General features: G+C 66.5%; 13 protein-coding genes. 9 read left to right on the top strand and 4 right to left on the bottom strand.

Annotation, left to right across the window (positions count from 1 at the left end):
* Positions 1-389 precede the first annotated feature (389 nt).
* Positions 390-1712 carry a lipase family protein gene (locus tag ON04_RS15105; protein ID WP_029458610.1) on the bottom strand — a complete coding sequence of 441 codons (1323 nt, stop codon included), beginning with the start codon at positions 1710-1712 and terminating at the stop codon, positions 390-392.
* Between the two features lie 243 nt (positions 1713-1955).
* On the opposite strand from ON04_RS15105, the gene ON04_RS15100 reads away from it, so the two are divergent.
* From ON04_RS15100 to heR, 5 genes are all read left to right on the top strand, one after another.
* Positions 1956-2525 (top strand): hypothetical protein, encoded by a 570-nt coding sequence (locus tag ON04_RS15100; RefSeq protein ID WP_010542480.1) that lies wholly within the window; start codon positions 1956-1958, stop codon positions 2523-2525.
* A 120-nt stretch (positions 2526-2645) separates the two neighbouring features.
* A complete protein-coding gene (locus ON04_RS15095) occupies positions 2646-2933 on the top strand; it encodes a metal-sensitive transcriptional regulator (protein ID WP_010542479.1) in 288 nt (95 codons plus the stop codon).
* Between the two features lie 34 nt (positions 2934-2967).
* A complete protein-coding gene (locus ON04_RS15090; RefSeq protein WP_010542478.1) occupies positions 2968-3198 on the top strand; it encodes a heavy-metal-associated domain-containing protein in 231 nt (76 codons plus the stop codon).
* A gap of 98 nt (positions 3199-3296) precedes the next feature.
* A complete protein-coding gene (locus tag ON04_RS15085; protein WP_238529346.1) occupies positions 3297-5561 on the top strand; it encodes a heavy metal translocating P-type ATPase in 2265 nt (754 codons plus the stop codon).
* Between the two features lie 121 nt (positions 5562-5682).
* Positions 5683-6528, top strand: coding sequence for a heliorhodopsin HeR (gene heR / locus ON04_RS15080; protein ID WP_010542476.1), 846 nt, complete (start codon positions 5683-5685; stop codon positions 6526-6528).
* 78 nt (positions 6529-6606) lie between these two features.
* Here heR and ON04_RS15075 read toward each other — a convergent pair whose 3' ends face one another.
* The gene (locus ON04_RS15075) at positions 6607-7308 is read right to left on the bottom strand and encodes a prepilin peptidase (RefSeq protein WP_010542475.1); all 702 of its coding nucleotides are present in this window, start codon (positions 7306-7308) and stop codon (positions 6607-6609) included.
* Between the two features lie 285 nt (positions 7309-7593).
* On the opposite strand from ON04_RS15075, the gene ON04_RS15070 reads away from it, so the two are divergent.
* Entirely contained in the window at positions 7594-8139 is a 546-nt protein-coding gene (locus ON04_RS15070) for a superoxide dismutase family protein (RefSeq protein WP_010542474.1), read from the top strand.
* Positions 8140-8143: 4 nt separating this feature from the next.
* On the opposite strand, the gene ON04_RS15065 is transcribed toward ON04_RS15070, so the two are convergent.
* Positions 8144-8716: a peroxidase-related enzyme gene (locus ON04_RS15065; protein ID WP_010542473.1), complete on the bottom strand. Its 573-nt coding sequence runs from the start codon at positions 8714-8716 to the stop codon at positions 8144-8146.
* A 94-nt stretch (positions 8717-8810) separates the two neighbouring features.
* Here ON04_RS15065 and ON04_RS15060 point away from each other — a divergent pair, with 94 nt between their 5' ends.
* Complete coding sequence (locus ON04_RS15060) at positions 8811-10151, top strand: MFS transporter (RefSeq protein WP_010542472.1); 1341 nt, start codon at positions 8811-8813, stop codon at positions 10149-10151.
* A gap of 5 nt (positions 10152-10156) precedes the next feature.
* Here the strand turns inward: ON04_RS15060 and ON04_RS15055 are convergent, their stop codons facing one another.
* Entirely contained in the window at positions 10157-10780 is a 624-nt protein-coding gene (locus ON04_RS15055; protein WP_010542471.1) for a DUF1707 SHOCT-like domain-containing protein, read from the bottom strand.
* 148 nt (positions 10781-10928) lie between these two features.
* Between ON04_RS15055 and ON04_RS15050 the strand changes: the two genes are divergently transcribed.
* Both ON04_RS15050 and ON04_RS17245 read left to right on the top strand, forming a co-directional pair.
* The gene (locus ON04_RS15050) at positions 10929-11474 is read left to right on the top strand and encodes a hypothetical protein (RefSeq protein ID WP_010542470.1); all 546 of its coding nucleotides are present in this window, start codon (positions 10929-10931) and stop codon (positions 11472-11474) included.
* A 69-nt stretch (positions 11475-11543) separates the two neighbouring features.
* Positions 11544-11678 carry a hypothetical protein gene (locus ON04_RS17245; protein WP_274376965.1) on the top strand — a complete coding sequence of 45 codons (135 nt, stop codon included), beginning with the start codon at positions 11544-11546 and terminating at the stop codon, positions 11676-11678.
* The last annotated feature ends 7 nt before the right edge of the window (positions 11679-11685 follow it).

Raw genomic sequence — 11685 nt, 5'->3', positions numbered from 1 at the left:
TCCTGCTCGAGTCGCGCTGCCCCTCTGACCTGCGCTGGCGGAATGCCCGCACACAGAGGGGTCGCGCTGGCAAAAAGGTCCCCAGAAGCAGCGTAGGTCAAGCCGGCAGCGTATCCGGCTACGGTCGCGCTGCCGCTATGCCCGCTCACCTGACACGGTTGCCGCCCGACGGGACTGTCACCAGACTGGACACGAATACGCGAACGGGGCGGGACGCCTCTTCACGTCCCGCCCCGTGTCGGGCGTACCTTGTTCAATTCCATTCGTCAGCGAGTCGGCCAACGTTCAATTGCCGACCTGGCCGACCTGGCCGACCTGGCCGACCTGGCCGACCTGGCCGACCTGGCCGACCTTGCCGCTCTGGCCGTGAGGCACAGCCGGTGTGTCCGTCAGTACGTCCCGCAGTTGCTGGGCGCGGGGAGTCCGTTGATGCGGTCGTCGAGGTATTGGACGGTGCTCTGGAGTCCGCTGATCATCGGGACGGCGTGATTGATCACGAGGCCCGGAACGATCGGCGGGGTGGGGTCGATGACCATATCCACGGCCGCTCCCTGAGCGCACCAGTCGCGGCCCAGTTGCTGCGACTGCGGGCCGGGCACCACGTCGTCGTTGATCGGTGAGAGGATCCGCACCGGTGAGGTGGGCGTGAGCTTCCCGATGCGCTGCTGCTCGAGGAACTTGTAGATCTGCGGATCCTTGCGCACGATGGCGCCGGCCGACTCCCCGGTGTTCGTGTACTGGTTGGTGCGTTGTTGGAAGAACTGCAGCGCGGTCTCGGCGATGCACTGATCAGAGGTTGTCGCCAGCATCTGCCGGCCGAGGTCGTTGAAGTGCGGGTCGAGCAGCGGGCCCATCTCCGGGTTGGCATCGAGCAGGCTGTTGAGCGCGTATCCGATCACGCCGGAGATCGCGGTGCCATCGATCTGCTCCAGGGTGGCGAGCAGATCGGCGGGCGGGGAGCCGGCGGCGGTGCCGACCAAGTTCACGTCGGGCGCGTACTGGGGCTGCAGTTCGGCTGCAGCGGCCACTGCGCCACCACCCTGCGAGTAGCCGGTGAGCACTGTGCGCGGGGTGTCCCCGACGTCGGCGCCGGGCACTGCCGAGGCGGCGCGGGCGATGTCGAGAACGGCGCGGGCCTGCGATTCGCGGTCGACATATGAGTGGAGGCCGGGCGTTCCCAAGCCCTCGTAATCGGTCATCGCCACGGCGTATCCCCGGTCGAGCAGGGCGTAGGCCTGGAGAAGCTCGTAGCCAAATCCGACACCGGGCGGATCGGTGCGGATGGTGGCGAGGTTCTGGAAAGTCTTGGACGGGGCACAGTGGTCGCCCTGGCCCTGAGTTCCGGGGGCCACTACGGCGAGTGGGCGTGTGCCGGGTCCGGTCCACGCGATCCGCGGCTGGAGGTAGGCACCGGTGACCGCGACTTTCTGCCCGCGCGAGCCGACGGAGGTGTACATGATGCGCTGTGCGTCAGTGGAGAGGGCGCCAGCACCATTGGAGATATTCTCGGCGCCGGGGATCGGCGGAATGGCCGCGGCCAGTGGGAAAGCCTCGGACTTGATGAACACTCCGGCATCGGAGGGCAGTTCGGCCGGCGGCTGGTAGAAGGCCGGTGCCGGGTCGTTGGACGATCCCTGTGCATGTGCGGCGGGGGCTATGAAAGCACTCGCAGCGATGGTGGCGATTGCGGCCGCGAATACGCCTGCGCGCATCGTGGTTCGACGAAGAAGCACTGTCCCCCCGGACGACTGTGGTGTGAGTGACTAATCGAGCGAAGTGTATGTCGTGGCCGCGAATTAGTGGGGTACTACCTGCTCGTTGGGTCGCGGGCGACCGGAGCGGCGTCCGCTTCGTGCTAGCGCATTCGATTCCGCAGTGGCGGGGCAGGCCCGACAGGCCGTAGAATGTGATCTACACCACATGATTCCGTGTGGCTCTCACGGAAGGTCGACACCATGTCTGCTCATCCCGCATCAACTCCTGATGCCGCGCCCGTCGACGACCGTCCGGCACGAGACCCTGAGGGCGGGGCCGGGCGACGATCCGATTCCATTCTTCAGAGTCGGATCGGCGGACCGCTCGCGCTGGTGGGTCTCGCGATAGCGATGCTCAGCCTGCTGTTGCCGTGGTTGTCCGGCGATGGGCAATCGATCAGCGGCCTGATGGTGCCCGAGGTGCTGAACCTCCGGTCGGTCACGCCGGTGAACTTCTTAGGGCTGATCGTGCTGTCGTTCCTCGCGGTGGTCACGCTGGTCTCGCGCCTGGGGCTTTTCGCGATCCTCAATGCCGTGACAGCCGCGGTTGTCCTGGTCGTGCACCTGGTCTTCGTGTGGATGCTGTACAGCTCGATCGACGCTGCGGATCCGTTGCTGGACGGCATGCCCCAGGGCGTATCGGTGAGTTACGGGCCTTATCTGGCGGCGCTCGGGTTCGTGTTGGTGATCATCGGTTCGGTGATTGCGGCCAGGTCGGCGGAGTACCTGCTGCCGGATCGGCCCGAGGGGCGGGTGCGTACTTTCGACTGAGTCGCCCTCGTGTCGTCTGGGCCGCCATCCGGGACTTCCGGGTGGCGGCCCTTTCGTGTGCTGTGCTCCAGTGCTCGGCGCCCCTTGTCGTCGATACCCTAGGGGGGTAACGTATGGCCCATGGCCGAGCACGGGTACGCGCACAATAAAGAAGACCACCTCAAGCGGCTTCGCCGCATCGAGGGGCAGGCCCGGGGCTTGCAGCGGATGGTGGAAGAGGACAAGTACTGCATCGACATCCTCACGCAGGTCTCCGCCATGACCCGCGCCCTGCAGTCCGTCTCGTTGGGCCTGCTCGAGGAGCATCTGAGCCACTGCGTAGCGGGTGCGATCGAACACGGTGGGCCAGAGGCCGATGCCAAGTTGAAGGAAGCCAACGAGGCCATCGCCCGCCTCGTCCGTTCATGAAGTCAGATCACCAGTTACTGAATCCAGAGGAGAAATGATGTCTGCGCTCGACAACTTCACCGCCACATACACCGTTACGGGAATGACCTGCGGCCACTGCGCCGCCTCTGTCAAGGAAGAGGTCCTCGAGATCCCCGGTGTCTCCAGCGTCGATGTGGTGGCCGAGACCGGCCGACTCGTCGTCGTCTCCCCCATGGAGATCGATCCCGCGCTCGTCCGCGCGGCCGTCGACGAGGCCGGGTACACCGTCACCGGCCAGGAATGAGGCGTGACATGACTCTCAGCGAGGACACTGCACGCGAGAGTGCAGCACGTACGAGTGGGGACTCCGCCCCCACAGTCCTCGAGTTGCAGATCGAAGGCATGACCTGCGCGTCGTGCGCCAACCGGATCGAGCGCAAGCTCAACAAGCTGGAAAACGTGACGGCCGAGGTCAACTACGCCACGGAGAAGGCGCGCGTGCAGATCCCCGAAGGCCTGCAGCCGCAGCTCCTGCTGGACACCGTCGAGCAGGCCGGATACTCGGCGCGACTGCCGCGTCCGCGCAGCGCATCGTCCGGTACTTCCGGGTCCGCCGGGGGCGGCGCCGTGGCGGGCGTCGCCGCCGACGTGCCTGATGACTCCGCAGCCCCCGACCGCGTAGACGAACTGCGCGAGCGCGTCATCATCTCCGCTGTTCTGTCGATCCCGGTCATCGCTATGGCGATGATCCCGGCGCTGCAGTTCACCAATTGGCAGTGGCTCTCGCTCACGCTGGCCGCGCCGGTGGTCGTGTGGGGCGCCTGGCCGTTCCACCGCGCGGCGGCCATCAATCTGCGCCACGGCGCGTTCACCATGGATACGCTCGTCTCGCTCGGCACGTCCGCGGCGTTCCTGTGGTCGCTGTACGCACTGTTCTTCGGTCACGCGGGCATGCCCGGAATGACGCATGGGTTCGAGTTCAGCCTCTCGCCGAGCGACGGCGCGGGCGACATCTACCTCGAGGCCGCCGCCGGCGTGACCACGTTCATCCTGCTCGGACGCTACTTCGAGGCGCGCTCCAAGCGCACGGCCGGCACCGCGCTGCGGTCACTGCTCGAGCTGGGCGCCAAGGACGTCGCCGTTCTCCGCGGCGGCGTGGAGACCCGCATCCCGGTGGAGGATCTGCAGGTCGGCGACGAGTTCGTTGTCCGCCCCGGCGAGAAGATCGCCACCGACGGCCAGATCGTCGACGGCGCCTCCGCCGTCGACACCTCCATGGTCACCGGCGAGTCCGTGCCCTCAGAGGTCTCCGAGGGCGACGCCGTGGTGGGCGGCACCGTCAACGCGAGCGGCCGTCTGGTAGTCAGCGCCACCAGCGTCGGCTCGGACACCCAGCTCGCGCAGATGGCGCAGATGGTCGAGGACGCCCAGTCCGGCAAGGCCGCGGCGCAGCGTCTGGCCGACCGCATCTCGGGCGTCTTTGTGCCCGTCGTACTGGTCCTGGCGATGGCGACGTTCGCGTACTGGCTGGTCACAGGCGCGGGTGCGTCGATGGCGTTCACGGCTGCGGTGGCGGTGCTGATCATCGCCTGCCCGTGCGCACTGGGGCTTGCCACACCGATGGCGCTCATGGTGGGCACCGGCCGCGGAGCGCAGCTGGGCATTCTCATCAAGGGCCCAGAAGTGCTTGAGTCCACGCGCAAGGTCGACACGATCGTGCTGGACAAGACCGGAACCGTCACCACGGGTACGCATGCGCTGGTCTCTATTTCTGTCGCGGACGGCGAGGACGTGTCGCACGTGCTGCGCATCGCGGGCGCGGTGGAGGACGCCTCTGAGCATCCCATCGCACGCGCTATCGCTGCCGGCGCGCGTGACCGGGTCGGCGAGCTGCCGGCGGTCGCCGACTTCCGCAATCATGAGGGGCTGGGCGTGTCCGGTCGGGTTGATGACGACGACAACCTGGTCGTGGTGGGACGGCCCGCACTACTCGCCGAGCAGTCCATGCCTCTGACGGTGGAGCTGCAGCAGGCCATGGACGATGCCTCGGACCGCGGTCAGACGGCGATCGCGGTGGGCTGGGGCGGTCAGGCCCGCGGAGTTGTAGTGGTGGCCGATCAGATCAAGGAGACCTCCGCTGAGGCGATCCGACGCTTCCGGGAGTTGGGTCTCACGCCGATCCTGCTGACCGGCGACAACGCCAAGGTGGCGGCTTCCGTCGCTGCGCAGGTGGGTATCGATCCCAGCCCGGACACGGTGATCGCCGACGTCATGCCCGCCGACAAGGTGGAGCACGTACGTCGGCTGCAGGCGGAGGGCCGGGTGGTGGCGATGGTCGGCGATGGCGTCAACGACGCGGCCGCACTGGCCACCGCGGACCTGGGCTTGGCGATCGGCACCGGCACAGATGCCGCGATCGAGGCCTCCGACCTGACGCTGGTCCGCGGTGATCTGCGTTCGGCCGCCGATGCCATCCGGCTGTCGCGCAGCACGCTCGGCACCATCCGCGGCAACCTGTTCTGGGCGTTCGCCTACAACGTGGCGGCGCTACCGTTGGCCGCTGCGGGGCTGCTCAATCCGATGATCGCGGGCGCCGCAATGGCGTTCTCCTCGGTGTTCGTGGTGGCCAACAGTCTGCGGCTGCGCAGGTTCCGCGCGGACGCGTGACCCCCGCGGATTGCCGCGTGCGTGCCGACCGCCTTCAGTACTCGGGGCGATCCACGGGGCAGGACACTCGCACTGAGGAAAAACGACCTCGGGTTGTTCAGACGGTGGAACACTGACGCCCATGAGTGCCTCTCCGCTGGAACTGGACACCACCTCCGTTACCGTGTCGCCCCGGGCCGCCAGACGGCTCCGGATCTTCAACGCGGTTATGGGGGTGCTGCATCTGGCTTCAGGCTCAGCCATGGTGGCCCTCAGCAACGACTTCACCCTCCCGGTCTCCAGCTTCGCGCTGAACGGCCCCCCGGGAACACCACTGTCGCAAGGCGTCACCAACCTCGTCTTTGACGTTCCCCTCGGTATCGCCACAGCCTCCTTCCTGTTCCTGTCCGCGTTCTTTCACTTCTTGATCGCCTCGCCCTGGGGCGTCCACCGCTATATAGGCGAGTTATCCAGGGGGCGAAACCGCTTCCGCTGGGTGGAATACAGCCTGTCTTCCACCCTGATGATTGTCCTCATCAGCCTCATCCTTGGAATCTCGGACATCGCCGCCCTGATCGGCCTGGGCTTCGCCAACATCTCGATGATCCTCTTCGGGTGGCTGATGGAGATGACCAATAACGGCCTCATGCACGGCAAAGGCGAGCGGTCCGACCGCGGCGAGCGTGCCTGGTGGACCCCCTTCTGGTTCGGCTGCATCGCCGGCATCGGACCGTGGCTGGCCGCCGCGACCTATCTCATCGTCAACGTCGGCATCGAAGGCGGCGATGGCCCACCCGGGTTCGTGTACGGCATCATCGTGTCGCTATTCGTGTTCTTCAACAGCTTCGCCATCAACCAGTGGCTCCAGTACAAGCAGGTGGGCCGCTGGCAGAACTACCTCACCGGCGAGCGCACCTACATCGTGCTCAGCCTGGTCGCCAAGAGCCTGCTGGCGTGGCAGGTGTTCGCCAACGTTCTGGTGGGTTGAACAGCAGGGGCGGCCATTCGGGTTGTTAAGTCAACCCTGGTCGCTGATACTGCCTGGCTGAGCACGCAGCCAGGCAGGTCAGGTGAGCCCGGTGGTGCGCACCATGAAGTAGGCGGCCCCGGCGACCGCGCCGAACACCATGGCGGGGCCAAAGGCGATGCCGCTCTTGGCGCCCACCCGCCCCGCGACGAGCAGTACCAGGGCCACGGCGGCGTTGATGACGAACGCGGCCAGGGTCCCGGCCAGCACGGCGGGCCAGCCCAGCCAACCCAGGAACGCACCCAGCACGCCGGAGAGTTTCACGTCGCCCAGCCCCAGTCCTGACGGGTTGATCAGCGCCAACACGAAGTAAAAGACCAGCAGCGCGGCGGCCGCGGTTGCGGCGCGGCCGAGTGATCCCCACTCGCTGGTGAGGGCGGCGGCTGCGGCCAGACCGAGGAACACCACGGGGTAGAGGGGTCCGACGATCACGTCGGGGAGACGGAAGACCGCCAGATCGATCACGATCAACAGCCCGACGCCCACCGCAAGCACCGCGAACGTCGCGAGTTCGGCCCAGTTCGTCGCCAGTACCGCGGCCCCAGCGCCGCCGGCCGCCGCGAGTAGCACGTGCAGGCTACTGCGCAGCCACCGCGAGTCCGACTCGACGAGCCGGCGCGCCCACGGCCCGAGTGCGGTGGCGGCGCCACCGCAGATGAGCGCCGCGATCAGCGCGGTGACAAGAGCGGGCACTGAGGAGAACGCCTCCATCATGTTGATCGCGGTGGGGCCGAGCAGCACGATAGAGATTACGGACAGAATAGGTGCTCGCGCCTCATCCTGGTTTTGACAGCAAATGTCGCACGGTTGCACCTCAAATAAGTAGCGGTAACGTGTCGAGCACCACGCCGACGAGGAGGTCTCACCATGACTGCACAGATCGCGAAAAGCTTTTGCCGCACGCGGAGGAGTTCAGCCTTCGTTGCCCTCTCTGCCGCCGCGCTCTTGGCGGCATCCTGTGGCACGAGTGAAGAGTCACCGGCCGCAGAGGGTGGTGCGAACGAGCAAGAAACCATCACGACAACCGTGACTTCGGAAACTCAGGACGGGGCTGCAGACGATGCCGCGCAGGGTGAGCAGTTCGCCTCGGCTGACCTCGCCGACGCGGAGGGCGAATCGCGAGGCACTGTGCAGTTCGCCGAAACAGAGGGCGGCACCCTGATCACCGTGGACGCCACAGGGCTGCCACCCGGCTTCCACGGGCTGCACATCCACACCACGGGCCAATGCGAGCCGGACAGCGAGAAGCCCGGCGAGCCGGGTGAGCGCGGCGCGTTCCTCTCCGCGGGCGGGCACCTGAAGGGTGACGACGGCGAAGCGGGCCACCCCGAGCACGCCGGCGATCTCCCGGCGCTGTACGTCGCAGATGATGGAAATGCGCGAATTGTCACGCTCAACGACCGGGTGGACCGCGATCTCCTCATGGATGAGGACGGCTCGGCCGTGATGATCCACGAAAAGTCTGACAACCTCGCCAACATCCCCGAGCGCTACGCACCCGAGGGGCCCGACGAGGACACGCGCAGTGCCGGCGACGGCGGTAGCCGCATCGCCTGCGGGGTTGTGGAGTAGTCCTCTACTTCTGCCGAGGCGCCCGGCCCATGAGGTAGAACTCCGGGTTCGGGCGCATATCGGTGGCGTTGGCCAACCGGTTGCTCAGTCCGAACAACCCGGTGATGGCGGCGATGTCCCACGCGTCCTCGTCGTCGAGACCGTACTCGTGGAGCGCCTCGAAGTCGGCGTCACCCAGTTCATCTGAATGCAGATTGACCTTGGTCGCAAAGCGGCAGATTGCCCGCTCGCGCGGGGTGAGGTCGGCTTTGTGGTGATTCACGGCAAGCTGGTCGGCGATGTACGGGTCCTTCTTGACGATCCTCAGGATCGCGCCATGAGCCACCACGCAGAACTGACAATTGTTCTGGCCGGAGATCGTCACCACGATCATCTCCTTGTCCGCCTTGGTCAAGTTGCCCTCGCGGTCCATCAGGGCGTCGTGGTAGGCGAAGAACGCGCGGGACTCGGCCGGGCGGCGACCGAACATCAGGAAAACCTCGGGGACGAACCCGGCCTTGGCCTGCTCGGCAAGAATCCGCTCGCGGAGGTCATCGGGCAGGTCGGCGAGTTCGGCGAGCGGATAGCGGTCAGACATCGAGGACCTCCAAGGGCAGGGTGTGAGGGGAGTCACCGCACCATAGCCTCGCCCGGGACATTGGGGGAAACGGGCGCGAGTAGCGTTTCGACTCATGACCACTCGCACGGAGCGCCTCGACGGCCTGCCGTTCACCCGCAAACACGGCAAGCTGCTCTGGGGCTCGGGCCTCGGCTGGGCACTCGACGCCATGGACGTCGGCCTCATCTCGTTTGTCATGGCGGCGCTCGCGGTGCACTGGTCGCTCACGCCCACCGAATTGTCGTGGACCGGCTCCATCGGGTTCGTGGGCATGGCCATCGGCGCCGCGCTCGGCGGACTGCTCGCCGACAAGATCGGTCGCCGCCAGGTCTTTGCCGCGACGCTTCTCATCTACGGGCTGGCCACGGGTGCCGCCGCGCTCTCCACAGGCCTGGCCATGCTCATCGTCCTGCGCTTCATCGTGGGACTGGGCCTGGGCGCCGAACTGCCGGTGGCATCGACGCTGGTCAGCGAATTCGCGCCCCGCAAGATTCGCGGCCGCGTGGTGGTGATCCTCGAGGGCTTCTGGGCATTGGGCTGGCTCCTGGCCGCGCTCATCGGTTACTTCGTGATCCCGCTCAGCGACGACGGCTGGCGCTGGGCACTGGCGGTGGGACTGCTTCCGGCCGCGTACGCCCTGGTGGTGCGGTTCGGCTTACCCGAGTCGGTGCGCTTCCTCGAATCCAAGGGGCGGCTGGACGAGGCGGAGATGGTCGTCCGCGAATTCGAGGCCTCCGCGGGAATCGAACCGCCGGCCGCCGAGACCGCGTCCAGGCAGCCCGTCGACACGATGGCCGCCACGCAGGCCGCTCCCGCGCAGTCCCGCGAATCGATCTGGTCGCCGCGGCTGCGTCGCCGCACGGGCGCCCTGTGGATCGTGTGGTTCGGCATCAACTTCTCCTACTACGGCGCCTTCATCTGGTTGCCCAGCCTGCTCGTGTCCCAGGGCTTCGATCTGGTCAAGTCGTTCGGCTACACGCTCATCATCACGCTGGCGCAGCTGCCCGGGTATGCGGTCGCCGCCTGGCTCATCGAGATCTGGGGACGGCGCCTCACTCTGGCCGTGTTCCTGGTCGGTTCGGCCGTCTCTGCGGGACTGTTCGGTCTGGCGGGCTCCCCGGCCACGATCATCGCCGCCGGCATGGCCCTGTCGTTCTTCAACCTCGGTGCGTGGGGCGCGCTGTACGCAATCGGCCCCGAGCTCTATCCCACCGCCACCCGCGGGTCCGGCACCGGCGCGGCGGCAGCATTCGGTCGGATCGCGTCCATCATCGCGCCGTTGCTCGTTCCGCTCCTGCTCGCGCGCGGCGGCTCGGCCATGGTGTTCGGCGTCTTCGCGGCGGCCTTCGTCGTCGCCGCCGTCGCGGCCTTCACCCTCCCGGAGCGCAAGGGCGTCGCACTCGAGGAGACCTGAGGCGGTCAGTCGCGCTGTTCCCGACCGTCTCCCAGGTCGCGGATCCGGTTGGTCGCGGCTCGGAGCCGGTCCGCGCGAGCTTTCTCTTCGGCCTTCTTGAGCGTGCTGTACGCCTTCTCGTCAGAATCGCTGTAGCGCAGGATCAGGCGCGGCAGTCCCAGTGTCAACGCGAGCGACGGCCACACGATCCACGCGTACTGCCACCCCACCACGACCTGCAGCACCAGGAAGGTGATCAGCGTCAGCCCGACCACCACACCGCTCAACGTCTCGACCAACTTGCCGCGCTTGCGCAGATCCTCCAGGTCTGCATCCGAGCCGCGCGCCACCGCGGCCGCAGAGCCCTGCGATCCCAACGACCCAAACGACGACGACGAGATCACCATCTCCCCACCGCCGCCCGTCGCCGACTGCACGATCATGCCGTCGACAGCGGTCAGTGGCGTTCCGCCCGGTAGGTCGCCAAACGAACCGTGGAGCTGGCCGAGAGTGCGGGCCGCGGCAACATCGCCGGAGCGGGTATGGAACTCCGGATCGTCCAGCCGGCCCGCCGCATAGTGATCCCCGAGCGCGGTGAGAGCGAGTAACCGCTCCGCATCGGAGAGCAGCAGGCGATCGGGGTCAGTCATGGACTCAGCGTAGGAGCGCGCGGTCGCCGCGGCTATAGCGAATCTCGCTGAGCTGCTGAAACGTCATGAAAGCGCTGTGAAAGCGCCACCTGCCACGGTGAATCTGTCCAAACAGCATCACGACGAGCAGGAAAGGCAGGAAAAAGAAATGAACTCGGGCTCAATGGTGGGCGGGGGAGTGCTTGCCGGATATCTGGCAATTCTCGCATTCACGTTCATCTTTTCGATCGTTCTGTACGTGGTTTCCGCGTACTTCATGTCCAAGGTGTTCGACAAGGCCGGTGTTGACGGGCATTGGCGTGCGTGGGTGCCCGGCTACAACATGATGGTGTTCCTGAAACTCGGCGACCTGAGCCCGTGGTTGGTGCTCTACTGCGTCGGCGGCCTGATCCTGCTGAGCTGGCTGGGGATCGGCTTCCTGTTCTCGATCGCCCTCTTCGTGGTCTCGGGGATGGCCGCGTACCGCATCGGCCAGAAGCTGGGCGCGGAACCGGCGATGCTGGCGCTGTGGCTGATCCCGGTGGCGTGGCTCGTGGTGATGGCCCAAAGGAACGCCATGTGGAACTCGCACATCGAGCCCGCTCCGTGGGCCGGCACCGGCTTCCTGGAGGACCGCACCCGCTGGGAAGGCGTTCCTGCTCAGGCGGTGCTGTCAGGCGATGGCGACAGTGCGCACGGGGTGGTGACAGCGTGACCGCGAACTAACCGCCTTACACCGCTAACCCCATAACGTCAGAGTTACAGATCAGAAAGGGGAATACCGATGGATCCCTCAATGCTCGGTCCCGTGACCGGCCCACTCGCACTCTCGATAGAAATGGTGATCGGCACCGCAATGGAACCGATGGCCGACATGTTCTACGGCCTGATGATCTTCTTCGGTGAACTCGGCCTGTGACCCGGTC

The organism is Dietzia alimentaria 72, from assembly GCF_000226215.1.
Taxonomy (GTDB): domain Bacteria; phylum Actinomycetota; class Actinomycetes; order Mycobacteriales; family Mycobacteriaceae; genus Dietzia; species Dietzia alimentaria.
This window is presented reverse-complemented; position numbering and strand designations above follow the sequence as displayed.

Bases quoted from the DNA above. Each gene is read 5' to 3' on its own strand.
- ON04_RS15105 (WP_029458610.1), bottom strand. From the start codon at position 1,712: ATGCGCGCAGGCGTATTCGCGGCCGCAATCGCCACCATCGCTGCGAGT.
- ON04_RS15100 (WP_010542480.1), top strand. From the start codon at position 1,956: ATGTCTGCTCATCCCGCATCAACTCCTGATGCCGCGCCCGTCGACGAC.
- ON04_RS15095 (WP_010542479.1), top strand. From the start codon at position 2,646: ATGGCCGAGCACGGGTACGCGCACAATAAAGAAGACCACCTCAAGCGG.
- ON04_RS15090 (WP_010542478.1), top strand. From the start codon at position 2,968: ATGATGTCTGCGCTCGACAACTTCACCGCCACATACACCGTTACGGGA.
- ON04_RS15085 (WP_238529346.1), top strand. From the start codon at position 3,297: ATGACCTGCGCGTCGTGCGCCAACCGGATCGAGCGCAAGCTCAACAAG.
- heR (WP_010542476.1), top strand. From the start codon at position 5,683: ATGAGTGCCTCTCCGCTGGAACTGGACACCACCTCCGTTACCGTGTCG.
- ON04_RS15065 (WP_010542473.1), bottom strand. From the start codon at position 8,716: ATGTCTGACCGCTATCCGCTCGCCGAACTCGCCGACCTGCCCGATGAC.
- ON04_RS15060 (WP_010542472.1), top strand. From the start codon at position 8,811: ATGACCACTCGCACGGAGCGCCTCGACGGCCTGCCGTTCACCCGCAAA.
- ON04_RS15055 (WP_010542471.1), bottom strand. From the start codon at position 10,780: ATGACTGACCCCGATCGCCTGCTGCTCTCCGATGCGGAGCGGTTACTC.
- ON04_RS15050 (WP_010542470.1), top strand. From the start codon at position 10,929: ATGAACTCGGGCTCAATGGTGGGCGGGGGAGTGCTTGCCGGATATCTG.
- ON04_RS17245 (WP_274376965.1), top strand. From the start codon at position 11,544: ATGGATCCCTCAATGCTCGGTCCCGTGACCGGCCCACTCGCACTCTCG.